At 72.4% G+C, this 26,712-nt stretch carries 26 protein-coding genes and 1 pseudogene; 9 read left to right on the forward strand and 18 right to left on the reverse strand.

Translation table 11 applies throughout. The features are described from left to right. Window positions 1-96: 96 nt before the first annotated feature. On the forward strand, window positions 97-525 hold the full coding sequence (locus DV20_RS13670; RefSeq protein WP_084093469.1) for a winged helix-turn-helix transcriptional regulator: 429 nt from the start codon (window positions 97-99) through the stop codon (window positions 523-525). Between the two features lie 91 nt (window positions 526-616). Here DV20_RS13670 and DV20_RS43105 read toward each other — a convergent pair whose 3' ends face one another. From DV20_RS43105 to DV20_RS13685, 3 genes are all read right to left on the reverse strand, one after another. Next, window positions 617-1,105, reverse strand: a complete 489-nt coding sequence (locus tag DV20_RS43105; RefSeq protein WP_051735987.1) for a hypothetical protein — start codon at window positions 1,103-1,105, stop codon at window positions 617-619. A gap of 449 nt (window positions 1,106-1,554) precedes the next feature. After that, window positions 1,555-2,400 (reverse strand): hypothetical protein, encoded by an 846-nt coding sequence (locus tag DV20_RS13680; protein WP_043780102.1) that lies wholly within the window; start codon window positions 2,398-2,400, stop codon window positions 1,555-1,557. Window positions 2,401-3,059: 659 nt separating this feature from the next. Further along, window positions 3,060-3,614, reverse strand: coding sequence for a CGNR zinc finger domain-containing protein (locus tag DV20_RS13685; protein WP_043780103.1), 555 nt, complete (start codon window positions 3,612-3,614; stop codon window positions 3,060-3,062). Window positions 3,615-3,768: 154 nt separating this feature from the next. Here DV20_RS13685 and DV20_RS13690 point away from each other — a divergent pair, with 154 nt between their 5' ends. The 3 genes from DV20_RS13690 to DV20_RS13700 all read left to right on the forward strand — a co-directional run bounded on the left by DV20_RS13690 (window position 3,769) and on the right by DV20_RS13700 (window position 6,275). Next, the gene (locus DV20_RS13690; RefSeq protein ID WP_043780344.1) at window positions 3,769-4,452 is read left to right on the forward strand and encodes an AzlC family ABC transporter permease; all 684 of its coding nucleotides are present in this window, start codon (window positions 3,769-3,771) and stop codon (window positions 4,450-4,452) included. Further along, window positions 4,449-4,769 (forward strand): AzlD domain-containing protein, encoded by a 321-nt coding sequence (locus DV20_RS13695; protein ID WP_043780104.1) that lies wholly within the window; start codon window positions 4,449-4,451, stop codon window positions 4,767-4,769. Before DV20_RS13690 ends, DV20_RS13695 begins: the two co-directional genes overlap by 4 nt. Before the next feature lie 582 nt (window positions 4,770-5,351). After that, window positions 5,352-6,275: a LysR family transcriptional regulator gene (locus DV20_RS13700; RefSeq protein ID WP_043780346.1), complete on the forward strand. Its 924-nt coding sequence runs from the start codon at window positions 5,352-5,354 to the stop codon at window positions 6,273-6,275. A 305-nt stretch (window positions 6,276-6,580) separates the two neighbouring features. Here DV20_RS13700 and DV20_RS13710 read toward each other — a convergent pair whose 3' ends face one another. The 14 genes from DV20_RS13710 to DV20_RS13775 are packed head-to-tail and all read right to left on the reverse strand — an operon-like array spanning window position 6,581 to window position 20,615. Next, the gene (locus DV20_RS13710; protein WP_235190827.1) at window positions 6,581-7,192 is read right to left on the reverse strand and encodes a flavin reductase family protein; all 612 of its coding nucleotides are present in this window, start codon (window positions 7,190-7,192) and stop codon (window positions 6,581-6,583) included. Then, window positions 7,189-8,715, reverse strand: coding sequence for an amino acid adenylation domain-containing protein (locus DV20_RS13715; protein ID WP_084093470.1), 1,527 nt, complete (start codon window positions 8,713-8,715; stop codon window positions 7,189-7,191). The genes DV20_RS13710 and DV20_RS13715 overlap by 4 nt, the downstream gene beginning before the upstream one ends. Window positions 8,716-8,720: 5 nt before the next feature. Continuing rightward, window positions 8,721-9,665 carry a hypothetical protein gene (locus DV20_RS13720; RefSeq protein WP_043780109.1) on the reverse strand — a complete coding sequence of 315 codons (945 nt, stop codon included), beginning with the start codon at window positions 9,663-9,665 and terminating at the stop codon, window positions 8,721-8,723. A 37-nt stretch (window positions 9,666-9,702) separates the two neighbouring features. Next, window positions 9,703-10,578 carry a 4'-phosphopantetheinyl transferase family protein gene (locus tag DV20_RS46215; protein ID WP_200876420.1) on the reverse strand — a complete coding sequence of 292 codons (876 nt, stop codon included), beginning with the start codon at window positions 10,576-10,578 and terminating at the stop codon, window positions 9,703-9,705. Next, a complete protein-coding gene (locus DV20_RS13730) occupies window positions 10,575-11,672 on the reverse strand; it encodes an acyl-CoA dehydrogenase family protein (RefSeq protein ID WP_235190828.1) in 1,098 nt (365 codons plus the stop codon). The genes DV20_RS46215 and DV20_RS13730 overlap by 4 nt, the downstream gene beginning before the upstream one ends. Further along, on the reverse strand, window positions 11,665-12,816 hold the full coding sequence (locus tag DV20_RS13735) for an acyl-CoA dehydrogenase family protein (protein WP_043780111.1): 1,152 nt from the start codon (window positions 12,814-12,816) through the stop codon (window positions 11,665-11,667). The genes DV20_RS13730 and DV20_RS13735 overlap by 8 nt, the downstream gene beginning before the upstream one ends. Next, window positions 12,813-13,064, reverse strand: coding sequence for a phosphopantetheine-binding protein (locus tag DV20_RS13740; protein ID WP_043780112.1), 252 nt, complete (start codon window positions 13,062-13,064; stop codon window positions 12,813-12,815). The genes DV20_RS13735 and DV20_RS13740 overlap by 4 nt, the downstream gene beginning before the upstream one ends. A gap of 11 nt (window positions 13,065-13,075) precedes the next feature. Further along, on the reverse strand, window positions 13,076-14,359 hold the full coding sequence (locus DV20_RS13745) for a type III PLP-dependent enzyme domain-containing protein (RefSeq protein ID WP_152603719.1): 1,284 nt from the start codon (window positions 14,357-14,359) through the stop codon (window positions 13,076-13,078). Beyond that, on the reverse strand, window positions 14,343-15,845 hold the full coding sequence (locus DV20_RS13750; protein WP_043780113.1) for a class I adenylate-forming enzyme family protein: 1,503 nt from the start codon (window positions 15,843-15,845) through the stop codon (window positions 14,343-14,345). Before DV20_RS13750 ends, DV20_RS13745 begins: the two co-directional genes overlap by 17 nt. Further along, a complete protein-coding gene (locus tag DV20_RS13755; protein ID WP_043780114.1) occupies window positions 15,842-16,948 on the reverse strand; it encodes an acyl carrier protein in 1,107 nt (368 codons plus the stop codon). The genes DV20_RS13750 and DV20_RS13755 overlap by 4 nt, the downstream gene beginning before the upstream one ends. Next, window positions 16,938-18,290, reverse strand: a complete 1,353-nt coding sequence (locus DV20_RS13760) for a TrpB-like pyridoxal phosphate-dependent enzyme (protein WP_043780115.1) — start codon at window positions 18,288-18,290, stop codon at window positions 16,938-16,940. The genes DV20_RS13755 and DV20_RS13760 overlap by 11 nt, the downstream gene beginning before the upstream one ends. After that, window positions 18,287-18,574 carry an acyl carrier protein gene (locus DV20_RS13765; RefSeq protein WP_043780116.1) on the reverse strand — a complete coding sequence of 96 codons (288 nt, stop codon included), beginning with the start codon at window positions 18,572-18,574 and terminating at the stop codon, window positions 18,287-18,289. The genes DV20_RS13760 and DV20_RS13765 overlap by 4 nt, the downstream gene beginning before the upstream one ends. Before the next feature lie 50 nt (window positions 18,575-18,624). Continuing rightward, complete coding sequence (locus DV20_RS13770; protein WP_043780118.1) at window positions 18,625-19,350, reverse strand: alpha/beta fold hydrolase; 726 nt, start codon at window positions 19,348-19,350, stop codon at window positions 18,625-18,627. Continuing rightward, window positions 19,350-20,615 carry a glutamate-5-semialdehyde dehydrogenase gene (locus DV20_RS13775; protein ID WP_043780120.1) on the reverse strand — a complete coding sequence of 422 codons (1,266 nt, stop codon included), beginning with the start codon at window positions 20,613-20,615 and terminating at the stop codon, window positions 19,350-19,352. Before DV20_RS13775 ends, DV20_RS13770 begins: the two co-directional genes overlap by 1 nt. A 224-nt stretch (window positions 20,616-20,839) precedes the next feature. On the opposite strand from DV20_RS13775, the gene DV20_RS13780 reads away from it, so the two are divergent. The 4 genes from DV20_RS13780 to DV20_RS13795 are packed head-to-tail and all read left to right on the forward strand — an operon-like array spanning window position 20,840 to window position 25,009. Further along, window positions 20,840-21,841, forward strand: a complete 1,002-nt coding sequence (locus DV20_RS13780; protein ID WP_043780121.1) for an aldo/keto reductase family protein — start codon at window positions 20,840-20,842, stop codon at window positions 21,839-21,841. Window positions 21,842-21,862: 21 nt separating this feature from the next. Continuing rightward, window positions 21,863-22,918 (forward strand): fatty acid desaturase family protein, encoded by a 1,056-nt coding sequence (locus DV20_RS13785; RefSeq protein ID WP_043780124.1) that lies wholly within the window; start codon window positions 21,863-21,865, stop codon window positions 22,916-22,918. Continuing rightward, the gene (locus DV20_RS13790) at window positions 22,905-24,242 is read left to right on the forward strand and encodes an O-acetylhomoserine aminocarboxypropyltransferase/cysteine synthase family protein (RefSeq protein ID WP_043780126.1); all 1,338 of its coding nucleotides are present in this window, start codon (window positions 22,905-22,907) and stop codon (window positions 24,240-24,242) included. The genes DV20_RS13785 and DV20_RS13790 overlap by 14 nt, the downstream gene beginning before the upstream one ends. Beyond that, complete coding sequence (locus DV20_RS13795; protein ID WP_043780128.1) at window positions 24,239-25,009, forward strand: gamma-glutamyl-gamma-aminobutyrate hydrolase family protein; 771 nt, start codon at window positions 24,239-24,241, stop codon at window positions 25,007-25,009. Before DV20_RS13790 ends, DV20_RS13795 begins: the two co-directional genes overlap by 4 nt. Here the strand turns inward: DV20_RS13795 and yczE are convergent. Further along, a complete protein-coding gene (yczE, locus tag DV20_RS13800) occupies window positions 24,958-25,587 on the reverse strand; it encodes a membrane protein YczE (protein WP_051736002.1) in 630 nt (209 codons plus the stop codon). The genes DV20_RS13795 and yczE overlap by 52 nt on opposite strands. Window positions 25,588-25,772: 185 nt before the next feature. Here yczE and DV20_RS13805 point away from each other — a divergent pair. Continuing rightward, window positions 25,773-26,676: pseudogene (locus DV20_RS13805) on the forward strand (zinc-binding dehydrogenase). Window positions 26,677-26,712: the final 36 nt, after the last annotated feature.

Raw genomic sequence — 26,712 nt, forward strand, 5'->3', positions numbered from 1 at the left:
GACATGACCATCGCAAGTACGCACTTGCAAGTGCGTAGAGCCAGTTCTCGACGAGGACCCTTGGCCGGCGAGCTTTCATCCGGTTAGCATCGAGTCATGGGTGCACCCCAACCGCGGCCGCGCCCCGGCAGCCGCAGACCTGCTCGTGCTCGCCTGGCCGACGGCCATCTGGCCAATGTGTACAGTGCCGCGTGCCCCTCCCGCCAAGCGCTGGACCGACTCGCCGACAAGTGGAGTGTCCTGCTGATCGGGGCCCTGTCACCGGCCCCGCAGCGATTCGGGCAACTCCGGGACCAGATCGACGGCATCAGCGAGAAGATGCTCACGCGAACGTTGCGCAGCTTGGAGCGAGACGGCCTCGTCAGCCGCGAGGCCCTGGTCGATCGAACCGTCATCTATCGCCTGACAGTCCTTGGCCGAACTCTGCAAGAACCCATGTCCGCCATCCGTCAGTGGGCCGAGCGCTACATCAACGAGATCGAGCAGGCTCGACTGCTCTCCGACTCCGTGGACGATCGCGACTGACCCGTTCCGCGCCTGCACCGAAGGCGCGGAGCCGCCAGAGGAGCTTGGTCGCCGGCGGCGGGCCTCACCCCGGAGGCTGAAATCCGGCCCTTCAGTGAATCTGCAGGATGCGGACACAGGGCTGATGGTCTTGCCACGGCTGGAGACGGACGTATCCGGTGACGGCGCGCTGGTTGGTGACGCCCGCGATGTCGACTTCGATCACCGGATCGCGGAACCGCGTCTCGCCTTCGGTGGGGATCGCGAGCTGGGTCGGCGCTTCCACAGCCAGCAGCGTGCCGCCGAGCAGCGACTCGGAGCCAGGACATGCCATGGCTTTCGCGCCGTCCGGGCCGTCGATCGCGTCAGCGTTGAGGCGCTTCAGGAACTCCTCGGTCACCACCCTCGCAGCCTGCAACTGACTCGGGCTGTTGCGTGAGTACGACGATGTCGCCGGCGACGGCTCGGCCGAGGCGTCGCCCACTGAGCTCGGTGAGGAGCCCGCCGACGGACCTCGGTCTTGGCGCAGGAAGAACCCCGGGGTCACGAACCCGGTCAGCAGCAGGCCGACGACGAGCACTCCGGCGAGCGCCAGCGACACCCACAGTCCAGTACGGCGCCGTCTCGGCGGTACCGGGCCGCCGCCGGGATACGGTGGTGGATAGCCGAAGCCCGGGTTCGGTGCGCCAGGCCAACTGGCCGGCGGCCCGGATGGCGGCCTGACGGCGCCCGGGTACGGGCGTTGTGGCGGCTGTGTGTGATGTGGATTCGACATGACCGGCATGTTCCCCCTGGTTGACTGACTTCGAGGATACGACGATGCCGCAGTGCGCCGGTGCACTGTCGGTCATGGCATGTCGGATTCGTGCTCGCGACCGTGGCCGGCCCCGCTGCGATGCCGAACTGCCGCAGCCGGTCTCGTATTTCGTCGTCGACAGCCCGAATGGGTGACCATAGGTCCCGGTCCGGCAACGGCAGCCGCTCGCCCATGTGCGTCAAGGGTGGAGCCGCCCTGGTGCTTCGTTGATCACCAGTAGGTGCCGGCCGACGTCAGGAGGGGCCGAATTGTCCGTCGAGTTCGGCTCCGGCCTGCTCGAGGGCCTCTTGAGCCGCAGCGTCTTGCCGTTCGAGGAAGTTCGCCACGGAGATCAAGTAGTCGCCCACGCCGACGACCTGCTGTGCGGTTTTCTCGAGTGCTTCCGCCAGCAGATTGCGGTTGGCGTTCCAGGCTTCCCACGGGCCGGTCCAGCCGATTCCTATTCCCATGCCTCCGCCAATCTCCGGACGTTCCCACGCTGAACTGTTGGGGAAGATCCCTCGCAAAGAGCTCGCTACTTCACGCAGGTCGGCCGATAGATCGTCTGCGAATATACTTCCCGCTTTACGGAGTCGGTCGAATTCAACCTTGATGTCCACATCGGGTGACTTTCCGGGTGCGGTATCGCCGCGAATCTTTCCGGGCTTGAGGGTGAACACTGTGGAGTAAGACTTCTTCTGCGCATCGTACACCGTTGTTCCACTCTCGAAGTGGCGCTGGGCAACTTGCAACATGCTGATGCATGTGCCTTCGTCGCTCAGGAGTGCCTGTTGAAGGCAGTTCTCTTGGCTGCCATAGAGCGCCGTATGAACTTGCGCAAGCACCTCTTCGGTGCTCCCGGTTGTGATGGTCACGCCGAACGGGGCAACGTCGGCGTCTTTTTGCTGGATCGCGCCGATGAGATCTTCTGCGCCTGTCAGGGCAATGCCGGTGGCGGTTACTCCGATACTCACCGGTGTCGGAAGTGTCAGAAACCCCATGGCCGCCAGGATGTAGCCGGCGCCGTGGATGAGGTTCTTGAGGTCGGTCGCGCCGGGAATGCCGAATAATCGCTGGGTGGCATACCAGCCGATCTCCATGACACCTTGTCGGGCGTTCTGCATTGCCGATCGCCGCTCGGGCAACTTCCCATTTCATTGCCGCGATGCCATCTGTGGTGAAATATTCCCGACGATCGCCTGCCATGGCTGCGCCTCCCGGACTCCCCCGGCAAGGCCGACGACTGGGCCTCGCCTCATCCCGACGCTTCGCAACGTACCACCAGCGTGCGCGTGGCGATGCGCGTTCTGCCACAACGGTGGCACGAGTGCGGGCTTTGCCGCAGGCTCGATGGTCTTGAACCGGGCGCCGTCGGCCAGTGCCTCCGGGCATCACTCGATCGGCCTAGTGAGCACGGAAAACGATCAATTCAGGTTTCGGGGCACCGGCGCCATTTCAGTGCTGATTCTGGGGGTAAGGCCTCGTCGACACCCGCCGGACTTGATGTGGTTCTCGACGACAAAGGGGCCGACGGCACCGGGGACAGCTTGACCATCCGGGCTGCGACATCGAAAACCTCGGCGGCCTGGCCCTGGTCTGGTGGCCGGTGCGCTGGACGAAGGCGGGCGAGGTCGTGCTGGACGCGTCGTCGGATACGACCGATGGCGGCGAACGCTGCTGGAGTCGGTGCCGGCACGGCAACCCGGCCCGGCGAGCGGATCGCCTCGGTGAACCGGGGAACCCCGCCGGGGCGGCCGGGTCAGGCCGGGTGGGCCGCGGCCCGGCGGGCGCGGTAGGCGCGCATCTTGTGCCGGGCTCCGCAGACGGAGGTCTCGCACCAGCGGCTCACCGCGTTGGGAGACCGGTCGTAGTAGGCCCACCGGCAGTCCTCGGCGCCGCAGATCTTCAGCCGGGACAGGGAACCGTCGAGGCGGGCCGTGATGACCGTGGCGAGGACCCGGGTGATCGCCGTGTCCAGGGCGGTGGCGCCGTCGCCGACGAACTCCGCGCCGGGTGGTGCCGCCCGCAGCAGGGGCCGGGTGCCGGTCCGGGCCAGTTCGCCGTTGAGCACGGCGGCCGCGCCTGCGGCACCCTCGCCGCCGTCGAGCAGCTGCCGCAGCGCCTCCCGGAACCGGCGCACCCGGGTCAGGTCCGCCTGCGCCGGCCGGGCGGGGCAGGGCAGGCCCTCGGCCGCCGCCCACGCCACCAGGCCGGCCGGGGTGCTCAGGTCGTCCCGGTCCTCCAGCAGCTCGCGGGTGTTCACCAAGCTCTGGACCAGGGCTAGCGGCGGAGGTGCGGCCGGGCGGGGCGTCATGTCGGCGAGGTTACCAGCAACGGGACCTGCTGGTCACCTTACGAGCAACTGGTGTGGATTTCGCGGTTTGGACACCAAATTACGGGGTACCGAATTCTGTCCGGTTACCAACACTCGGCTTTGTTGGTAACGTCGAGGGCAGGAGGTGATCATCGTGACCGAAACCACGGCTGAACCCCGTTCGCCGGCCCGGGTCGTGCGCCCGGTGCTGCCGGTGGCCGCGGCCGACCTGGCGGACGGCATGGCGTTCGGCGCCCTCGCGGCCTCGGTCGGGATGGGTGTGCTGGCTCCGGTGGCCATGTCGCTGCTGGTGTTCTCCGGCAGCGCCCAGTACGGCGCCGTCGCCGTCATCGGGCAGCACGGCTCGATCTGGGCCGTCGTCGGTGCCGCGGCCGCGCTCAACGCGCGCTACCTGCTGATGGGCACCACGATCGCCCCCGCGCTGACCGGGTCTGCCTGGTCGCGGGCGGGGACGGCACTGCTGATCACCGACGGCTCCTGGGCGATCGCCCATCGCGGCGACGGGCGCTACGACCTGAGGACGCTGCGCGTGGCCGGCGCGCTCTGCCTGTGTGGCTGGACCGCGGGGACCGCGCTGGGCGCCATCCTCGGCGACGCCATCGGCGACCCGGGGCGGCTGGGGCTGGACGCCGCCTACCCGGTGTTCTTCCTCGGCCTGCTGCGCTCGCACCTGAAGGACGCGCGCGCGTGGTTCCTGGCGGTCTTGGGCGTCGCCGCGGCGGCCGCGCTGGTGGCCTGGGCGCCCCCGGGTGTCCCGGTGCTGGTGGCCGGGGCCGCGGGTGCCGTGGCCGGGGCGGCGCTGGGGGTGCGGCGATGACGTACCAGTGGTGGATCGTGCTGGCCCTCGGAGCCACCGCGCTCACGTTGCGCGTGGTGGTGCCGCTGGCGGCGGGCGGCCGGGAGCTGCCCACCTGGCTGCGCAACGCGCTGACCTGCGCGACGCCGGCCCTGATGGCCGGGCTGGTGGTCACCCTGCTGTGGCCGTCCTCCGGTCAGGTGACTTCGCTGCGGACACTCACTGCGCTGGCGGGCGTCGGCGTCGGGATCGCCCTGCTGGCGGGCAAGCGGTCGATCCTGACCGCGATGATCGGCGCCGCGGTCGTGAGTGCCGTGCTGCGCTTGGTGCTCGGCTGAATCCGCTATCGACGCCGGATACTTATTCGGAAACCGCAGAATCGGATCGCGAAGATTGAAATAAGGTTCGTCCCGCGCAGGGGGAGTAATCGATATCGCGGGCGGCCTGGTTCCATGGAGTGAAGGGCCGCGCGGTACTGGCCACAGCGGGTGAAAAGCCGCGTTCCGCTGCCCGCCCGATGGGAGCAGTTTGTCGATGATCGTCGAGTGGTATTTGCTAAGTGTCACCCACTCGAGTGGTCATCGGTCGAAGCCGGTCGACCACCGGAAAGCGTTGTGACCACGTGCATGAGAGACAAACGAGAGGTCGTCCGCGCGGAAGCGACGCGGGCGCCGGTTGGGGGAACGTCGTGAAAGGTGCCGTGCCGGCCGGGAGCGGCCGGCCGCCGGGAGGTTTCGTGTCCAGGACGGAGTCGTTCCACCACTGCGGGAAAGCCGCCGCCACGGACACCTCGCACCGGGACTACGGCGTGCGCGCGGAAACCGTTCCGCGAAAATCCGGCTTCTCCACGGAAGGGAACACCCGCCCGGGCCCGGGGGCCGATCCCCGTGCCCCTCGCCCGGACCGGCGGTGAACCGGTCGTGGACACCGCATCGCTGAACACCTTCCTGAGCGTGGCCGAGAAGGCGAGCTTCACCAAGGCCGCCAGCGATCTGAGCGTGGCGCAGCCGACGGTCACCGCGCGGATCAAGAAACTGGAGCGCGACCTCGCCTGCGACCTGTTCCACCGCACCGGTGCGCTCGTCCAGCTCACCACCGCCGGGCAGCGGTTCCGGCGCTACGCCCACAAGATCGTCAAGCTGAGCCGGCTGGCGGAGGAGACCGTGCTCGAAGGCACCGCGCCCAGCGAGACGCTGACCGTCGGCGCCGACAGCGGGCTCACCTCCTACCGGCTGGTGCCGATCGTCGAGTACCTGTACCGGCGGCACCCCGAGCTGGCGCTCGAAATCCGGCCACTGGAAGAGGACCCGTGGAGCCGCATCGGTGATTCCGACGTCGACTGCGCGTTCTTCATCGACGTCGCCGAGTCTTCGTCGAAGGGCGATTCGACCCTGCTCTGCCCGGAGCCGCTCGTGGTGGTCGCCGGCCCGGACGGGCCACTGGGCGCCGAGCCGGTGCCGACCGCGCGGCTGGCGAGGCAGCCCCTGCTGTGCGCCCACCGGGGAAGCGGTTACCAGCGCATGTTCGAGCGGACGCTGAGCGACGCCGCCGACGTCCGGGTCCGGGCGCTGACCTTCGGCTCCATCGACGCGGTGAAGCACGCACTGACGGCGGGGCTGGGCATCTCGCTGCTGCCGCGGCTGAGCGTCGCCGGCGAGCTGGCCGAGGGCCGGTTGGTCGAGGTGCCGTGGACCGCGCCGTTCCAGGTCTTCACCCAGCTCGCCTGGCACCGCGAGATCCGCACCGACCCCCGCTTCGCGATGCTGCTCGACGCGGCGGCCCGCGCGACCGCCGAGCAGGTGGCGGACGCCGGGACGCGCACGGCCCGGCGGTCCGCCCTCTGAGGCCCGGACCGCGAGCCCGGGTGGCTCGTGTCCCTTCGTCCGCTCACCACAGGCAGCGATGCGCCTGGCTTGCCGGTCCGCCGTTCGGGTGCGGGCGGTCGGGCCGGGCGTTTTCGTTCGGCCACGTGAGCGCGGTGAACTGCTTGGCTCGCCGATCCGCCGTTCGGGGGCGGGCGGTCGGGCCGGGCTGGTTCTTCGTCCGGGCCGGGCGTTCTTCGATCCGGTCGGCCACCTCGGCGCAGCAAAGCGCCCGGCCCGCCGGTCCGCTCCTCGGAGCCGGACCGCCGAGCCGGGCGCGCCGCGCCTCAAGCTCCGAGCGGGTACTGCTCCCGCCCGTAGAGCACCGTCGGGGCCGCGTTCGTGTCCCGCAGCCAGACCACCTTGCCGACGACCACGGTGTGGTCCAGCAGGGTCGCGGTGTCGCCGACCTCGCAGACCAGGGCCACGCCCGCCGCGGACAGCACGGGGACCCGGCGTTCGGGCCGCCACGGCACCCCGGCGAACCGCTCGGCCGGGCTGCCGGTGGCGAACTTGCGGGTCAGCGCCCGCTGCGCCCACGACAGCGTGTTGACGGCGAAGGAGCCGGTGTCGAGGATGGCCGCGAGGGTGCGGCTGTGGCTGCCCAGCGACACCAGGACGCTCGGGGTGTCGGCCGAGAGCGACATCACCGCGTTGGCCGTGCACCCGATGGGGGAGTCCTCGGCGACGGTGGTGAGCACGGTGACCCCGGTCGGCAGCTTCGCGATCGCCCGGCAGAACCCCTCCGTGGGCACCAGGTCCGGTGCGTCCGGGGGGCCCTGCGCCGACGGGCTCCGGGCCGGATCCTCCTGAGCCGGACCGCGGTCCGGGTTGGCGGCGCGGAGCCGGGACGGGGTGGTGGGTGCGGTTCCCATGGTCTTCCCTTCCGAGGTGGTCATCCGCGCTGCCCGATCGCTTGCGCGGTGAGCGCCGAACGGTCGATCTTGCCGTTGACGTTGAGCGGGAGCGCGTCCAGCACGCTGAGCCGGCGGGGCACCATGTACCCCGGCAGCCGGGTGGCCGCGGCGACGAGCAACCGGTCGGGGTCGAGGCCCGAACCCGTGCACACCGCTTCGAGCTCGGTGGCGCCGCCGTGGCCGGGCAGGGCGAGCACGATCGCGTCGCGCACCGCTTCCTGGTCCCGCAGCACGGCTTCGATCTCGCCGAGCTCCACGCGGTAGCCCTGCACCTTCACCTGCTGGTCCGACCGTCCCAAGTGGACGAGCGCGCCGTCCTTCCAGGACACCCGGTCCCCGGTGCGGTACCAGGCGTCGTCGTCGAGCTCGTCGTCCGGGCCGTGCGGCCGCGCGGTTTCGTCGCCGGGGCCGAAGTGGTAGAAGCGGCCCTCGTTGGCGGCCGGGTCGAGGTAGCCGGGGAACCGCTGGGGCCCGCGCGCGCAGAGTTCGCCCTCCACGGCGGGGCGCCCCCGCTCGTCGAGCACGACGTGGCCGACGCTGGGGTGGGGCCGTCCGATCGGCACCGTCCCGTTGGCGGTGACCGGCCAGTCCGCCGGATCGGCGGGCAGCCGGAACTCCGCGCAGCTGATCGTCAGTTCCGTGGGCCCGTAGAGGTTCTCCACGACCCCTTCGGGGGCGGCGCGCTGCCAGGCCTCGGCCTGGTGCGTGGTCAGCGGTTCACCGCAGAACAGGCTCCAGCGGAGCGTCGGCATGCTCCCCGGCCGCAGGCTGCGCAGCCGCTGGGCGTAGGACACCATCGAGGGAACGGCGAACCAGTGGGTGAGCCGCTTCTCCGCGACGAACCGCACCGGCGCGAGCAGGTCCTCGCGGCTGGGGACGACGAGCGTCGCGCCGCCGCTCCAGGCGGTGAACATGTCGAACACCGACAGGTCGAAGGTCAGGTCGAAGGTCTGGGAGACGCGGCTGCCCGGCGCCATGCCGTAGCGCGGCACCACGTGGCCGAGGTAGGAGCAGACGTTGCGGTGCCGGATCGGGACGCCCTTGGGGCGTCCGGTCGAGCCCGAGGTGAACAGGATGTAGGCCAGGTCTCCGGCCGGGGAGTCCGGCGGGGTGCGCACGGCGCCGTCCGCGGGTTCGGCCATGGCCAGTTCCGGCACGCCGAGGTCGGCGGGCGCGCCGCCGGTGTCTTCGGTGAGCACCAGGTCGAGGCCGGCCGCTTCGGCGATCATCCGGTTGCGTTCGGCGGGGAACGCGGGGTTGAGCGGCACGACGGTGCTGCCGAGCCGTTGCGCGGCGAGGTACCCGGCGTAGGTGAGCACACTGCGTTCGGCCAGCACGCCGATCCGGGCGGGCACGGTTCCCGCCGCGGCGACGGCCTCGGCCGCGAGGTGCCCGGCGAGGTCCCGCAGTTCGGTGTAGGTCAGGGTGCGCGCGCCGACTTCGAGCGCGGGCGCGTCGGCGTGCTTCTCGGCCGATGCGGCGAACCACTGGTACAGGGTTTCCATCGTTCTCATGCCTTTCGTTCCAGGCCGGCGGTCGTCTTTTCGTTGGTGCGCAGCAGGTCGTCGAAGGTCCGCTCCAGCAGACCGGCCCGGGGCCGGCCCCGGGCGGCGGACTCCGCGGCGAACCGGACGACCTTGGGCAGCTCGCCCCACGTCACCGCGGCCGCGGCGGCTTCCTCGGCCCCGATCTCGCCGTTCGCGGCGAGCACCTCGAGCCGGTAGGTGTAGTGGCGGCTCGCCGCCCACAGGTCGTCGCCGTAGCGGGCGGCGGCGGTCTCGTCCCCGGCCAGCACCCGGCCGATGCGCGCGAGCGCTTCGGACAGCGAGCACGTCCAGTCGTCCGGTCCGGCCGCGGGGGCCTCGCCGTCGGTGCGCGCCAGCCAGCGGTACGCATCCGCGTGCACCGGTTCCACGGGGGAGCCGAGCGCGTAGCGGTCGCGGTTGGCGATTTCCGCCGGCCACGGGGTGTGCGGGGCCAGCGCGGCCGCCAGCGCGGCGTCGTCCAGCCAGCCCAGGAAGGGTTCCTGCGCACCGAGCGGGGTCAGCGCGCGGAAGTGGTCGGCCACCAGCCACCGCCCGTCGCGGCGGCCGAGCAGCAGCAGCCAATGCGGCGAGTGCGCGGTCTCGTGCGCGGGCGACCAGGGCAGGCGGAAGGTGTCGGCGACGGCCAGCACCCGGCCCGACCGGGCGAGCTCGGCGTCGAGGTCCCCGGCGGCCAGTGCCCAGTCCGCGGCGCCGCGGTAGCCGAGGGGGTCGTGCGCGCCGACGTCGTCGACGCGGGTGTGCTGGGAGAACTCCAGGTCCCCGGGGCCGTCGCCGGACCGGACCGCCAGGCGGACGGCGTGCGCCAGCCGGGTCTTGACGTCGGGGTCGTCGGGTTCGAGGTAGGCCACCAGGTTGGTGGTGTAGCAGCTGAGTTCCGGCACTACGTCCGGGGCGTTGATGAGGTGCACGTCGAACCTCCGTCGTCGTGGGGGGTCCCGCACCGGGTCACCGGCGGGGAGCGGGGTGGAAGGCGCAGCTCAGCGGGACCGGCGAGCGGGTGCGCAGGCTCAGCCAGGCGAAGCCGCGCCAGCGCCCGGACACCGCGCCGGGCGGGACGTCGATCGACCAGGGCCGCCCGGCCAGGCCGGTGCCCGCGGCCTTGACGCACGCTTCCTGCACGGTCCACACCCAGGCGAACTCCTTCGCCCGCCGGGCGCGGGGCAGCGCGGTGACCTCCGGGGCGTGCGAGCCCAGGCACCGGCGCAGCGTCGAGTCCGCGAGCCGCTCCGGGGGGAGCTGGACGTCGACGCCCACGTCCCCGTGCGCGCACACGGCCGCCGCGACCCGGTCCCCGTCGTGGGAGATCGTGATCCCGGGCAGCGCCAGGTCCGGCGCCCCATCCGGGGCCAGCCGCGGCTTGCCTGCCGGGTCGGCGCCGATCGGCAGCGCGGCCAGGCCGGGCCGCACCCGCCGCAGCAGGCGCCGCAGCAGGTGCCGGCCGGCGAGGAACTCCGCGCGCCGCCAGCCCGGCCGGGTGCCGGCCTCGGCGAGGTCCGCCACGTGGGCGGGCGCACCGTCGAGCTCGGCACGACCGGCCGAGGCGACCCACACGCCGGAGGCGATCTCGGCGCCGTCGATGGACACCTCCGGCAGCCCGTGGGTCGCGGCACTTTCGCGGGAAAGCGGCGGGTTGGGGAGGGGGAGTCCGACGACGATGGGGATGGTGCCGGGACCGTCGATGGACACCTCCGCCAGTCCGTGGGTGGCGCCGCTTTCGCGGGAAAGCGGCGAACCGGGGAGGAGGCGGCCCGTGGTGGCGCCGTCGATGGCCGCCTCCGGCGGACCCTGGGTGCCGGCGATCTCGTCGCCCGGGGCGGTCATGCGCGCAGTTCCGCGAGGAGCGTCTCGGCGCCGTCGGCCACCGCGCCGAGCATCAGCTCGGTCACCCCGCCGCCGATGCCGAACACCGCGGCCTCGGCCCGGACGAGCTGGAGGCCGTCGTCGGCGAACCCGTCGGCGCCCCGCCACCGCGCACAGCGCGAGAGCACGTCGTCGGCGGTGAGCCCGACCGCGGCCTTCAGTGTGGCCGCGCTCGTCGCGTCGTGCTCCTCCACGACCCGCTCGCCCAGTGCCTCGTGCAGCGCCCGCAAGGCTCGCACCCGCACCAGGCAGCCCGCGAACTCCTGGCGGACCGGGTCGTGGTCCCACAGCGCGCGGCCGTCGATCTCCCGCCGGGTCAGCGACGTCCGGGTCTCCGCCAGCACCCGGCTGGTGAGCGCGGTGGCCCACTGAGCGCCGGCGAGCCGTTCGGTGCCCATGTGCCGGGCGAACAGGGCCAGCCCGCGGCCCTGCCGGCCGAGCACCGCCGAGGAGGGCAGCCGCACCCCGGAGAACTCCACGTGCCCGATGCCCGCGCCCGCCAGCAGCGTGGTCGTCGCGGGCGTGACCCGCACCCCCGCCGCGTCCGCCGGGACCAGGACCCAGGTGAAGGCGGTGAAGTGCCGTCCGGCCCGGTGCCGGGCCAGCACCAGGAAGTACGCGGCCCGGGTCGCCGTGGTCACCCAGCGCTTCGAGCCCTCGAGCCGGACGGTGTCCCCGTCGATCTCGACCTCGGTGCCCAGCCCGGTGAGGTCGGACCCGGCCGCCGCGGCGTCCGTGGCCGCCAGCGCGACCTCGCAGTCGCCGTCGGCGACCCGGTCGAACTCCGGCCCGGTCCCGGCGGCCAGGATCGGCAGCGCGCTCGCCGACTGCACCAGCACGCTCAACGTGATGCCGTTGTCGCCCCGGGCGTCGACCGCGCGCAGGGTGGCCCCGAGCCGGCCGGGGTCGGCGACCAGGCCGGTCGGCGTGCGCCGCCGGTACTGCTCCCGCAGCACCCCGTCTGCCCCGAGCCGGCGCCACACCCGGCCGCCGTCCGCGTCCGAATCCACAGTGGACAGCCCGCGGCCGCCGTCCAGGAGGGCTGCCTCAGGCAAAACGCACCTCCTGGTCGAGCAGGGTGAGCCGGCCGTCGGCGAGGTGCAGCCGGTCGTTGCTGTAGTTCAGCACCGCCGACCGCAGATCCCGCAGCGACTGCTCCAGCCGCGTCGGGGAGTCGCGCAGGTAGCCGTGGCGCATCCCGACCGCGTCGACCAGCTCGTCAACGGCGCGGTAGCACTCCTCGGCGGCGGTGATCTTCACGGCGTTGATCAGCAGCTGCACCTTCGGCACGCTGAGGTCGGCGGCGGTCTCGACCACCTGCCGGGCGTGGCCGATCAGCGCGTGCACGGTGTCCAGCCGCTGGCGCGACCGGGACAGCCGCGTCATCAGCAGCTCCGAGCTCAGGTCCGTCTTGCCCCGGCTGCCGCGCAGGGACGCGATCACCCGGGACAGCGCCCCGGCCGCCGTGCCCAGCCAGCAGGACGCCCAGCCGAGGTGGGCCAGCGGCCCGAACACGGTCGTGACGATGGTGTGGAAGTCGCCGTGCCGCCCGACGACCTGGTGCGCGGGCAGCCGCCCGCGCAGCTTCATGGCCCCGCTGTCACTGGCGCGCATGCCCAGCGGGTTCCAGCCGCCGGCCGGCTCGATCTCCACCTGCTCGCGAGCGGCGTAGACCAGCGAAACCTGGTTGTCCGCCTCGGAGTCCGGGGAGCGCATCGTGATGAGGAACCCGTCGGCCTGCTTGCCCCCGGTGACGATCGGGGCGAAGCGGTCGATGAGCAGCTCGCCGTCGCGCCAGGCCGCGGCGGACTCGGCGGTCAGCAGGTGCCCGCCCTTGCCCGCCTCGGTGGTGACCGAGCCGAGGTAGAGCCGGCCCGCGGCGATCTCGGGCACCAGTTCCGCGCGCAGCCGGCCTTCGGCGTGCGCGAGCACGGCGGCGACCTGCTGGCAGTGCATCGCGAAGATCATCGCCAGGGACATGTCCACCCGGCCCAGCTCGGTGCTGGTCTCCAGCACGTCGGCCAGGGACCCGCCGAGCCCGCCGTCTTCGGACGGCACCAGCAGCCCGAGCAGTCCGGTGGCGCGCAGCTCGTCCAGCGCCTCCACCGGGAACGTCGCTTCGTCGTCGGTCCGGCGGACGTGCTCCTCGGCGACCTTGGTGACGCGCCCGACGAGTTCGGCGAGCGGGGCGGTGGTCATGACGAGACCCCTTCACGCTCCAGCTGCGCCTGCACGGCGGTCCACAGGGTGGCGCCGGTGGCGAAGGTGGCGTCGGTGATGTCCTCGTCCGGCAGGGAGACGCCGAAGACGTCCTCGATCTCGAACAGCACGTTGATCGACTGCATCGAGTCGAGCCCGCGCTCGCGCAGCGAGTCGTCCGGGGCCAGCTCGCGGCCGTTGAGGAACTTCAGGTACGGGGTGAGCAGTTCGGCCATGCGGGGGTCCATTTGTTCGCTCCTCACAATCGGTCCGCCGAAGCGGGGTCAGTGGTCCTGACCAGTTCCACGCGCGAGGTCCGCGCGGGGGCGCCGGGGCGGTCGCCGTCGACGACGACCTCCGCCGGCAGGGGGTGTCCCAGGAAGGCGACGAGGCTGGCGCAGAGGCCGTAGGCGCCGACATTCGGCACCGCCACCAGGTCGCCAGGGCTCAGCTCGGGCAATTTCCCGTTGCGGGTCCACGTGTCCAGCGGAGTGCACAGCGGGCCGGCGACGAGCGCGTCGAGCGCGGGCGGGCCGCCCGGGCCGAGCAGGCGCGGCGAGAGCGGGGGCAGCCGCCGCATCCCCGACATGCCGCCGAGGTGGTTGATGCCGGACTCGAGCACGACGATGTCCTTGCCGTGCGAGCGCTTGACGTCCAGCACCGCCGTGACGAGGGTGCCCGCGGTGCCGACGAGATAACGGCCGGATTCGAACACGACCTCCGGCCCGTTCTCGCGCCAGCCCGGCAGCTCTTCGGCGAGCAGCGCTTCGAGCCCCTCCCGCAGCCCGGGCAGTTCGACCGCGGTGCCCTCTTTCGCGAAGGGGGCGCCGAAGCCGCCACCGAGGTCGAGGGTCCGGAACCGGACCCCGTGCGGTGCCAGCGCTTCCCGCAGCCGCGCGGCGGTGCCCAGCGCGCGGCGGAACTGCCCGACCAGGTCGTCGACCTCGGTGAGGTTCGTGCCCATGTACAGGTGCAGTCCCGACGCCTCGGCGTGCTCGCCCCCGGCGAACCGGGTGGGCTCGGCGAGGATCCAGCCGGTGTCGGCGCCGAACTGCGAGGGCACGCCGGTCATCGCCAGGCCCTGGCCCGGCACCGGCTGGTCGTCGTTGACGCGCAGCAGGTAGCGGGCCCGGACCCCGGCCTCGCCGGCGAGCCGGTCGAGCTGGGTGATGGCGTGCGGGGAGTCCACGGAGAACTCCCGCACCCCGGCCCGCAGCGCGGCCGCGATCTCGGCGTCCCGCTTGGCCGGGCCGGTGTAGAGCACCTGCGCGCCCGGCCAGCCGGCCTCGAGCGCGGCCCGCAGCTCGCCGGAGGAGCAGACCTCCGGGCGGGCGCCGGTCTCGCGCAGCGCGCCCAGCACGTCCGGGTGCGGGTTGGCCTTGAGCGAGTACAGCAGCCCGGTGCCGCGGGGCAGGGCGCTGTCGAGCCGCCGGTGGTTGCGGCGGACCTCGGCCAGGTCGTAGACGTAGGCGGGGGTGGGCAGCCCGGCGAGGTCGCCGGGCAGGTCCGCGAGCCCCGCGGGACGCTCAGCGAGCAGCTCCACCGGACACCTCCTCGGCCATCGAGGCCAGTGCCTTGCGGTCGACCTTCCCGTTGCCGGTCAGCGGGAGCGCCTCCACCCGCAGGCAGCTCGCCGGGATCTTGAACTCCTCGATCCGGGTGCGCATCCCGTCGAGCACGCCCTCGGCGGCCAGCTCCCCGGTGACGAACAGCCACGCCGGGCGGGTGTCCTTCGGGACCAGCACCGCGGCCTCGCGGACGCCCGGCACGCCGCGCGCCGCGGTTTCGACCTCGGTCGCGCTGACGCGGAACCCGCGCTCCTTGTAGATGTCGTCGCGGCGGCCGTCGAAGTAGAGGTAGCCCTCCTCGTCGAGCCGGCCGTAGTCGCCGGTGCGCAGTTCGGGGAACAGCCCGTCCACGCGCGGGAACTTCTGCGCGGTCAGCTCCGGACGGCGCCAGTACCCGGCCATGACGTTCGGGCCGCGCACCACGATCTCGCCGATTTCCCCGGCGGGCAGCCGTTCGCCGTCCTCCCCGATGACGAAGACCTCGGTGCCGGGCAGGGCGCGGCCGCTGGAGCCGGGCCGCTCCAGGTCGCCGTCCACCGGCATGATGGTGGCGCGCTTGCACTCGGTCAGCCCGAACATCAGCTGCACCCGCAGGCCGGGAACGGCCGCCCGCAGGGACTCCAGCGTGCCGGTCGGCATGGCCGCGCCGGTGTTGGTGAGCAGCCGGAGAGCGGGGGCGGGCGTCGGGCGGCGCCGCAGCAGCGCGCTGAGCGCCTCGGCGACGGCCGGGACCGCGGGCAGCACCGTCGCGTTCGCGCGCACCAGGTTGCGCACCAGCGACGGCCCCACCTCGGTGGGGGCGCCCAGCACCAGGTTCGACCCCGCCGTGACGGACAGGAACACCTGGTACAGCCCGTAGTCGAAGGACAGCGGCAGCGGGCTGTAGACGACGTCGTCGGTGCGGTACTCCAGCACCGACGCGATCGCGCCGACGGCGAACAGCATCTGCTGGTGGGTGCTGACCACGGCTTTCGGCAGCGACGTGGTACCGGACGTGTAGATCAGGCACACCGCGTCCACCGGCAGCGGAGGAGCGGGCAGCGCGACGTCGTCACCGGGGCCCGTGGCGAGGTCCTCGACCGAGACGGCGGGGACGCCGGCCGCTTCGGCCGACCGCCGCACGTCGTCGTCGCCGGTCACCATCAGCACCGGCTCGGAGTCGGCGAGCACGTGGTCGAGGCTGGTGCCGCGAACCTGCTCGTGCAACAGGGAAAACGCGACCCCGGCCCGGGCGGCGCCGAAGACCACGGCGGGCAGCAGCGTGCTCGCCGGGGCGTTGATCAGCAGCCGGTCGCCGCGGCGGGCGCCGCGGGCGGTGAGCGCGGCGGCGACGCGCCGAGCGGCGGTGGCCAGTTCGTCGTAGGTCGCCGAGGCGCCGCGGCAGGTGAGCGCGGTCCGGTTCGGCCACAGCCGGGCGGCGTGGTCGAGCAGTTCGTGGAGCACCCGGGGGGAGTACGTCATCGTGTTCCTCCTGCGGCCAGGACGGCACGGCACAGGCCGTCGACGTGGGTGAGCTTTTCCGGAACCAGGTCCTCGGCCGCGAACTCGACGCCGAGGTCGCTTTCGATCCGCTCGACGATCTCCATCATGCGGAAGGAGCTGAACCCGGGGATGTCGCCGAGCGTGCGCGCGCCGGCGGGTGGCTCGGTGCCCAGCACGGTCCCGATCGCCGCGGCGACGGACTCGCGCAGCTCCGGCGACACGCCAACGCTGTCCACTGTGGACTCCGTGGCGGCCGGGAGGGTCCCGTCGAACGCGGTGTGGTCCGCGGCGAGGCACTCGGCGAGACGGCCGAACAACGCGCGGGGTTCGGCGCGGCCCGCCGAAACCCGGCGGCTCGCCAGGTAGACCTGTTTGGCGAGCGCGTCCCACTCGGCCAGGTGGGCCCGGACCGCGTCGGTGACCGGCCCGGTGGCGGCGGCGTGCAGCCGGCGGCTGCGGGTCAGCAGCCACGTCTGCAACGTCAGTCCCCGCAACGCCCGTTCCCGGTCCGGGTGGTCGGCGTAGGTGGCGACGTAGCTGCCGGCGTCGGCCAGCTCCACCAGTGGCGTGCGGTCGGCGGGGCGGTCCCCGGCGACGACGTCGAACGCCAGCGCGCCGTCGGGAAGCGCTTCCGCGAGCTCCGCGTGCCCGAGCGGCCACCGGCCCGGCCGGGCCGCACCCCACTGGGTGTCGTTGTGGTAGCCGTCGACGACGGTGACGCCGTCCTCGGCCGGCTCGATCAGGAAGCTGTGTTCCAGGTGCTGCTTGCGGTGGTAGGGGACCCAGGGCAGGTGGTAGGCGTCCGCCACGACGTAGCAGCCGGGGCCCGGTTCGAGCTCGCCTGCCGAGCCGATCCGCGCGCGCCGGGTGACGCGCAGTCCCAGCAGCTCGGCCGATTCGGTCACCTGGGCGTCGACCGGCGGCTCGACGGTGGGCAACCCGTCCGCGCCCGGCCGGGGCCAGAAGCGCAGGACCCGGCCCAGCGCGAGGTGCGTGCCCGCGCCGTGCACGCGGTCGGCGAGTTCGGCCAGGTTGACCTGGACGCAGTCGAAGAGGCGGTGGTCCAGCGGCTCAACGGACATGGCTGCCTCCGGCGGTCGCGAGGGCGGGGACGGCCTGCAGGCGGTCCATCGCCGTCGTCAGCGCCTGCTCCTCGGGCGGCTCACTGCTGAGCTCGCCGTCGGCCAGCTGCTGGTACGCGGCCAGGTCCAGGTAGCCGTGCCCGCTCACGCAGGCGACCACGCCGCGGGCGGACCCGCCGCCGGTGGCCAGGCGCGCGGCGACGGCCAGCGCGTGCCCGGACTCCGGTGCGGGCAGCACCATCTCCGAGCGGGTGAAGACCTGCCCGGCCTCCAGCGCTTCGACCTGCCCGACGGCCTGGGCGGTGACCTGGTCGCGGTGCCGCATGGCGGAGATGAGCTTCGCCGCGCCGTGGAAGCGCAGTCCGGCGGAGTGCGAGTCGGGGATCGGGTAGCTGCTGCCGATCGTGTACATCGCCTCCATCGGGCTGACCCCGGTGGCGTCGGTCTTGTCGTAGGCGTAGACGCCGCGGGTCAGCTTCGGGGTGGTGCTGGACTCCGCGGCCACCAGCCGCGGGCAGTCCGCCCCGGTCGTCGCGGCCTCGGCGAAGAACGGCAGGGCGACCCCGCCGAAGTTCGAGCCGGCGCCGACGCAGCCGACGACGGAGTCCACAGTGGCCTCCAGCTCGGCGAGCTGCTCGATGGCCTCCAGCCCGATGACGGACTGGTGCAGGATGCTGTAGGTCTCGCCGCTGCCGATGCAGAACGCGGCCCCTTCGGTGCGCCCGGCGTATTCGACGGCTTCCCCGATGGCCAGCGCGAGGCTGTTCACCCCGCCGCCGGAGCGGGCGGCCACGTCGGTCAGCTCGCTGGGGCTGGCGTGCACGGTGGCGCCGAGGGTCCGCATGAGCGTGCCCCGGTAGGGCTTGCGCTGCAGGCTGGTGCCCACCATGAACACCCGGCAGCGCAGCCCGAACATCGAGCAGGCGGCCGCGAGCGCGGTGCCCCACTGCCCGGCGCCGGTGCCGGTGACCAGTTCACGCACGCCGGCCTTGGCGTAGTAGTAGGCCTGCGCCAGCGCGGTGTTCAGCTTGTGGCTGCCGGAGATGTTGCCGCCTTCGTACTTGACGTAGATCGGCACGCGCGCCCCGACGGCCTCCTCGAACCGGCGGGCCCGCCACAGCGGCGTGGGCCGGAAGCTGCGGTAGGCGTCGAGCACCTCGGCGGGGATGTCCCAGAACTCCCGGTTCTGGGTCGACTGGCGCACCAGTGCGAGCGGCAGGTTGACCGACACGCCGGTGTCCGAGCCGTTCGCGGGCGACTCCGGGCTGCGGTCCGGGGGCAGCGGCTCGTCCAGGTGCGGCAGCACGCTGCGCCAGCTGTTCGGCAGGGAGACGGCGCTCATCGCTGCGCCTCCGTCCCGCTGGCGCCTTCGGCGACGACCTCGACGAGGTCGTCGACCGTCTTGAACGTGCGCCCGACGAACAGGTCGTCGGGCAGGGTCACGTCGAGCGCGTCCTCCAGGTGCACCAGCATGCCGACGAAACCCAGGGAGTTGAGGCGCAGCAGGTCACCGTTGAGCGGCTCGTTGTCCTGGATCTGTTCGGGCGCCAGCGAAAGCCGGGATTCGGCGATCACCACGCGCTTGACCGATTCGGAGACCGCCGTGCGGTCGGGTCCGGTCGTCATCGTTGCCCTCCAAGGCGTTTTCGGAGATCGATTCTTCGGAAATTCAGGGGTCAGGCCGTGCGGGCCAGGTCGTCGGCGGTGCCGGCCAGGAACTCGTCGAGGTGGGCCAGCACCGCGGGAAGCGCTTTCCGGCCGAACACGTCGAAGTGGCCGCAGTCCAGTTCACGGATCCGCAGCCGCCCGGACAGCCGCGCCCAGTTCTCGACCTGGGTACCGCGGTGCGGGCTCGCGCAGGCCATCAGCAGCGCGGGGCCGGGGTGAGCGCTGGTCACCCGGTGCCGTCCCGACGCGGTGACGTGGGCGTGGGCGGTGGCCTCGGCCCAGCGTTGGTCGCGGGGCGCGACCCGGGCGTGCACCGACCGCATGATCCGCTCGATGACGGCCTCCCGCCGCGCCGCGGTGCGGAACTCCTCGCGGCAAGTGAAGCTGTCGATCATCACCACGGCGGGTGCCGGGCCGGTCGCGGCGAGCCGCGCGCCCAGCTCCCAGGCGAGCACCCCGCCCATGGACCAGCCCACCAGCAGTTCCGGCCGGCGCGGCAGGGTGTCCAGCAGCGGCAGGTACCGCTCGGCCATCACGGTGATGTCGTCGTCGGGCCGCTCGCCGTCGAACAGGCCGCTCGCGCGGATCCCGCTCACCCCGCCCCGGCGGGCCAGCCGCACGGCCAGCGGGGTGTACGGGCTCAGGCCGCCGCCGCCGGGGTGCACGAGCACCGCCTGCGGGGCCCGCGGGCGCGGGCTGAGCGGGATCAGCAGCGGCGGCGCCGGGGCGCGCATCAGCTCGCCTCGCGCAGCCGGCCGTTGGCCTCGACCACCCAGGAGTAGTTCACCAGCGCGGCCAGCGTGATCGGCCCGCGGGCGTGCAGCCTGCTGGTGCTGATCGCGATTTCCGAGCCCAGTTCCAGCGTCGGGCCGTCGTTGAGCCGCAAGGAGCCGTTGACGACGATGGTGGCCGCGTCCACGCGGTCGGTGAACTCGCCGGTGACCACCGGGTCGGTGGCGGCGATCGCCTCGCTGTGCCCGGAACCGTGCCGCCGGATGAACTCCACCGCCTCACCGGGGGAGTCCACGGCCACGACGCCGATGGTGCTGTCGAGGAACTCCCGGCCGTAGTCGTGCTCGCCGAGTTCCTCCACCCGCCACTGCCCGGTCGTCTCCGGCCGCCGGAGGCCCGCTCCGACCCGCACGGTCAGCGGCCGGCCGTCGCGGCGGGCGCCGTCGAGCAGGGCCGCCACGAACTCGTCGGCCACCGGCCGGTCGACCAGCGCGATCTCCAGGGAGGTGCACCCGGCCGGCGCGGGCAGCTTGCTGTCCAGCGCGATCTCGACCGCCTGGGCCAGTTCCGCGCTGCGGTGCACGTAGAGGTGGTTGACCCCGCCGCCGCTGGCCAGCACCGGGATGGTGCTCGCGCGGTGGCAGTAGTCGATGAGGGACGGGCTGCCGCGGGGGATGAGCACGTCGATCGCGTCGGGCCGGCGCAGCAGCTCCTTCAGCAGCGCGCGGCTGGGGTCGTCCAGCACGGTGACCAGGCCCGCGGGTAGTTCCGCGTCCGCCAGCGCGGCCGTGACGGCGGCGCCGAGCGCGGCGTTGGTCCGCGCGATCTCCTTGCCACCGCGCAGGACCACCGCGTTCCCGGCGGCGACGTTGAGCAGCGCGCCCTCCACGGTGACGGTCGGGCGGGCTTCGAAGATCATCAGCACCACGCCCAGCGGCCGCGGCACGCGGTGCCGCACGCCCCAGTCGCCGATCGGGGTGCCCGGCGCCCGGGTGGTCAGCTCGCGCATTTCGGCGGCGACCGTCGAGGTCAGGTCCACCAGTGCGGCGAGGTGCTCCCGGGTCAGCCGGAGCCGGTCGACGAGCACGTCGGGCAACCCCTGTTCCCGCGCTCGTCCCACGTCGGTGTCGTTGGCCGCGCTGATCCGCGGCCACGCCGCGGTCAGCCGGTGGGCGAGCCCGGTGCAGAACCGCCCGTACGCTTCGTTGCCCAGCGGCGGTGCCGCCGCGGTCGCCGCACGTGCGGCGTCGATGATCTTGTCGACCATTGTTATTCCCGTCTCGAACCGGATTTCCGGACGTGGTGACTCCACGGCGATTCCGGTGATTTCCCCCGTAGATCACTCACGCTCCCACCGGAAAATGATCCGGGCAAATGTGATCATGGACCTGGTGATGGGCGTATCAACAATTTCTATGACCCGATCAGCGGCACCCTGTTTCATGATTCTAAACGTTGACTACCTGGAAAAATGCTTGGAGTGTCGGAGGCATGGAACATCGTCGACTGGGCCGCAGCGGCCTCTCAGTGAGCAGGATTTCCTACGGCAACTGGATCACCCACGGGTCGCAGGTGGCCGAGGAACAAGCCAGAAAATGCGTGGCGACGGCGCTGGACGCCGGGATCACCACCTTCGACACCGCCGACATGTACGCCAATACCCGGGCCGAAGAGGTGCTGGGCCGGGCGCTGGCCGGCCAGCGCCGGGAAAGCCTGGAAATCTGCACCAAGGTGTACTGGCCGACCGGTCCCGGCGGCCCCAACGACCAGGGCCTGGGCCGCAAGCACATCATGGAGTCCGCGCACGGCTCCCTGCGCCGGCTCGGCACCGACTACCTCGACCTCTACCAGGCCCACCAGTTCGACCCGACGATCGAGCTGGAGGAAACCATGCTGGCCTTCGCCGACCTGGTGCGCCAGGGCAAGGTCCTCTACGTCGGGGTCTCGGAGTGGACCGCCGACCAGATCACCCGCGGCGCCGCGCTGGCCCGTGAGCTGCGCGTTCCGCTGATCTCCAGCCAGACGCAGTATTCGATGCTGTGGCGGGTCATCGAGGCCCAGGTCATCCCGACGTGCGAGCGCGAAGGCATGGGCCAGCTCGTCTGGTCCCCGATGGCCCAGGGCGTGCTGACCGGCAAGTACCTGCCCGGCGAGCAGCCCCCGGCCGGCTCCCGCGCCACCGACGGCGAGGGAAGCGGTTACATGGTCCGCTGGCTGCAGGACGACGTGCTGCGCCGCGTCCAGGAACTGCGTCCGGTCGCCGAGCAGCTCGGCCTGACCATGGCGCAGCTGGCCCTGGCGTGGGTGCTGCAGAACCCCAACGTCGCCACCGCGATCACCGGCGCCTCGCGCCCGGAGCAGCTCACGGACAACCTCAAGGCCGTGGACGTCGTGCTCGACGCCGCCGTGATGCAGAAGATCGACGAGCTGCTCGACGGCGTCAGCCGCTTCGACCCCACGTTCATCGGCGTGCCGTTGACCGCCCTCGTCTGACCTCTACCGCAGGGAGCACGCGTGTCCGACACCGAGTGGGCCTACGACGGGAAGCGGTACCGGATGCACCGCTTCCCCGCGGAAGTGCGGGCCCGGATGAAACCCCTCAACCGCAGCGACAACTGGCACGCCGGGCTCGCCTGGCTCGAGGACGTCGCCTGGATCGCGGCCTGCGTCTGGTTGTGCGTAGCCGTTTCCTGGTGGTGCTACCCGCTCGCGGTGCTGATCATCGGCGCCCGGCAACGGGGGCTGTCCACGATCCTGCACGACTGCGCCCACGGCGTCGGGGCGGCCGACCACCGGGTGCGGATGCTGCTCGGCACCGTGCTCACCGCGTACCCGATCTTCCAGCAGCACTACGCGTACAAGGTTTCGCACGTGTTCACCCACCACCCGCGGCTCGGCGACCCGGACCGCGACCCGGACCTGCGGTTCTTCATCGAGCAGGGCGCCTACCGGGCCGCCTCGCCGCGGAACTACGTGCGCCGCGTGGTGCTGATGCCGCTGTTCGGCACGCAGACCTGGGCCTACCTGCGGTACCTGGTCCGCAACCGGTACCGCGTACTGCGCGAAGGCCGCAGCCAGGAGGCGCCCGCGGTCCACGGCCCCAAGCGGGTGTTCGACCGCGCCGGGTTCTGGGTGTTCTGGGCCGTCGTCGCCGGCGTGTGCTGGTCGCGGGGGTGGACGCTCGAACTGCTGCTGTTCTGGTTCGTGCCCTACCTGACGAGCTTCCAGATCCTGGGCTGGTACATCGAACTGTCCGAGCACACGCCGCTCGTCCGGGACGCCCGGGTGGACCTGCACATGACGCGCAACCGCAAGAGCCGCGGCTGGGAGAAGTTCCTCACCGGCATCCACAACGACAACTACCACCTCGAACACCACCTCGACCCGCGCACGCCGTTCTGGAACCTCGGCAAGGCGAGGAGGGTGCGGCTGGCCGATCCGGACTACGCCGCGGTCGACGCCGTGCTGGGCGGGCTGTTCACCCGGGGACCGCAGGGCCAGCCCAGCGCCGTCAGCGCGATCGTCACGTCCATGTCCGAACCGAGGGAGCTGTCCCATGCCGGTCACTGAACGCCCCGCCAACGCGCCGAAGACGTTCCGGCGGCCCGAGTCCGCCGTCATGCACGCGGGCGCCGAGCTGCGCACCGGCCCGACGGCCCCGGTGATCACCCCCATCTTCCAGACCGCGGCCTACGAGCTGCCCGGCACCGGGGCGGCCGCGGGCATCTTCGACCTCAGCGAGGACGGGCACGCCTACACCCGCCTCAACAACCCCACCTGCGACGTGCTCGAAGCGCGGATCGCCGCCGTCGACGGCGCCCCGGCGGCGCTGGCCGTCTCCACCGGCCAGGCCGCGACCACCGTCGCGCTGCTCAACCTGTGCCAGGCCGGGGACAACATCGTCAGCTCCGACGAGCTCTACGGCGGCACGTGGAACCTGCTGGCCAACACGTTCGCCCGGTTCGGCGTCGAGACCCGGTTCGTCAGCCCGGAGGACCCGAAGAACTTCGCCGCCGCCACGGACGAGCGCACGCGCGCCTACTTCGGCGAGACCCTGCCCAACCCGAAGCTGCGCATCTTCCCGATCGAAGACGTCGCCGGGCTCGCCGAGCAGGCCGAAGTGCCGCTGGTGCTGGACAACACGCTGCTCCCGATGGTCTGCAACCCGCTGGACTTCGGCGCGGACATCCTGGTGTATTCGGCGACGAAGTACATCGGCGGGCACGGCAGCGCGCTGGGCGGGCTCATCGTGGACGGCGGCACCTTCGACTGGACCCGCCACGCCGCGCGCCACCCCCTGCTGACCGAACCCGATCCCGCGCACGGCGGCGCGGTGTGGACCGAGACCGGCTCCGGGCTCGACAGCGCGCTGGGCCGCAGCCCCTACCTGCTCAAAGCCCGGGAAACGCTGCTGCGCGACCTCGGGGCGTGCCTGAGCCCGTTCAACGCCTTCCTCCTCATCCAGGGCATCGAGACGCTGCCGCTGCGGATGCGCGCGCACGGTGAAAACGCCGCCGCGGTGGCGAAGTTCCTCGACGCGCACCCCGCGGTGGCCTCGGTCAGCCACCCGACCCTGGCCGGCGGCGAGCAGCAGGACCTGCTGCGGCGCTACCTCGGCGGCAACGGCGGCCCGCTGGTGCAGTTCGAGCTCACCGGCGGGCAGCCGGCGGGCTGCCGGTTCATCGAAGCCCTCCGCCTGTTCGCGCACGTGACCAACATCGGCGACGTCCGGTCGATGGCCACGCACCCGGCGTCCACCACCCACGCCCAGCTGCCCGAGGCCGACCAGCTCGCGGCGGGGGTGACCCCGGGCTCGATCCGGCTGTCCCTGGGCTTGGAGCACCCCGACGACCTGCTCGAAGACCTCGCCCAGGCGCTGGAGCGGGCCCGGTGAGCGCCCGGCCGCTGGTCGCGCTGGCCGCGTCGGCCGAACCGGTCGGCGGCGTACCGCACCTCGCGGTGCGCGAAGTCTACGTCCAGGCGCTGGAACGGGTTTCCGGCTGCGCGGTGGCCGTCGTCGGCGGTCCCGCGCCGGACCTGGCGGAGCTGCTCGGCCGGTTCGACGGCGTCGTGTTCGGCGGGCACGAGACCGACGTCGAGCCCACCCGCTACGGCGATCCGCCCCGATCGGGCCCGGCCGATCCGGCCCGCGACGAACTCGCGCTGCGGGTGCTGCCCGCCGCGCTGCTCGCGGGGGTGCCGGTGCTGGGGATCTGCCGCGGGCTGCAGGAGCTGAACGTCGCCTTGGGCGGCACGCTGCGCGACCTGCCCGGTGACGAGCACCGCGAAGACCTTTCCCTGCCCAGGGACCGGCAATACCTGCCCGCGCACGAAGTCCACCTCTCCGAAGGGGGCGTGCTGCGGCAGCTGCTCGGCTACGCGAGCGTGCCGGTCAATTCGCTGCACCACCAGGCGATCGACCGGCTGGCGCCGGACCTGCGGGTGGAGGCGGTGGCGGCGGACGGCGTGGTCGAGGCCGCCTCGGCGGGCGACGCGTTCTGCCTCGCGGTGCAGTGGCACCCGGAGTGGTACGCCGGGACGGACCCGGTCTCCACCGCGATCTTCCACGGATTCGGCGTCGCGGCCCGCCTCGCCGCCAGGCGCCGTGCTCAGGGCCTTCCCTTGCCCCGCCCCATGTCCAGCATCGGCATGAACAACTGAGCGAGCGGCCCGATCGTGCAGGCGTACAGCACGGTCCCGATGCCCACGGTGGCCCCGAGCAGGAAACCGATCAACAGCACGGCGATCTCGATGCCCCAGCGCACCGCCCAGATCGGGTGCCCGCGCCGGGCGAGCCCTGTCATCAGCCCGTCCCGCGGCCCCGGGCCGGCCTGGGCGCCGAGGTAGCAGCCGGTGGCGAACCCGTTGAGCACGATGCCCGCGAGCAGCACGACCCAGCGCAGCCACAGCTGCCCGAGCGGCGGCAGCAGCGCCAGGGCGACGTCCATCGAGGTGCCGACGAGCAGGACGTTGCACAGCGTGCCCAGCCCCGGTTTCTGCCGCAGCGGGACCCACAGCAGCAGCACGGCGGCGCCGATCAGGTTGGTCCAGACGCCGATGCTGAGCCCGGCCGTGCGGGTCAGCCCCTGCGCGAGCGCGTCCCACGGCTCCACCCCCAACCCGGCGGCGACCACCATCGCGTCGCTGACCCCGTAGAGCACCAGCCCGAAGAGCAGCTGGGCCACGCGCCGCACCGGCCTGCCCGGTGGCACCAGCGGCGTCTGCACCAGTTCGGCCACCCGCACGCGCGATCCCCCGTTCCCGGCCGGTCCGGCTCCGGGGCCGCCTCCGCCAGTCTACGGACAGCGCCGGGGAACGTGTCCGGCCTGGCACGGCCGATCCTCGGCTTCCGGGGGAGGGTTACGGCGGGGTGCCTCGGGTAGCCGCGCCGGAGTCCGGGTTGCGGTGATCGATGGGAGTCGAGATGAAGGCAGTGGTGTACCAGGGTCCGCGCCGGGTCGAGGTGCGCGAGGTACCCGATCCGGTGATCGACGAGCCGACGGACGCGATCGTGAAGATCACGACGACGAACATCTGCGGGTCGGACCTGCACATGTACGAGGGCCGGACCGCGGTCGAGGAGGGCAAGGTCCTCGGCCACGAGAACATGGGCGCTGCTCGACCTGCCCGCGGGCACCGAGTACGAGAACGACTTCACGATGCTGTCGGACATCTTCCCGACCGGCTGGCACGGCACGGAGCTGGCCGGGATGCGCCCGGGTGACCGGGTGGTCGTGTTCGGGGCCGGGCCGGTCGGCCTGCTGGCCGCGCACAGCGCGGTGATCCGCGGCGCGGCCGAGGTGTACATCGTCGACAAGGAACGCGACCGGCTGGCGATGGCCGAGAAGATCGGCGTGCTCCCGATCGACTTCAGCGAGGCGGACCCGGTGGAGCAGATCATGGCCGCCACCGGCGGGCAGGGTGCCGACTGCGGGGTCGAGGCCGTCGGGTACCAGGCGCACGACCATTCCGGTCAGGAGCACCCGGAGCTGGTGCTGGACAACCTCGTCAAGTCGGTGCGATCGACCGGCGGCATCGGCGTGGTCGGGGTCTACGTCCCCCAGGACCCGGGCGCGGCGACCGAAGGCGCCAAGGAGGGCCGGATCGCGTTCGACTACGGCACGTTCTTCACGAAAGGCCAGCGCATGGGCACCGGGCAGTGCCCGGTCAAGCGGTACAACCGGCGGCTGCGGGACCTGATCGTCACCGGCCGGGCGAACCCGTCGTTCCTGGTCTCGCACGAGCTGCCCCTGGAGCAGGCGGCGGAAGGGTACGAGCGGTTCGACCACCGCGAAAACGGCTGGACCAAGGTGCTGCTGCGGCCGTGACCGCGGGATCCGGCGCGGCTGCGCGCCGACACGCGG

The sequence above is a fragment of the Amycolatopsis rifamycinica genome, assembly GCF_000695625.1.
Taxonomy (GTDB): Bacteria; Actinomycetota; Actinomycetes; order Mycobacteriales; family Pseudonocardiaceae; genus Amycolatopsis; species Amycolatopsis rifamycinica.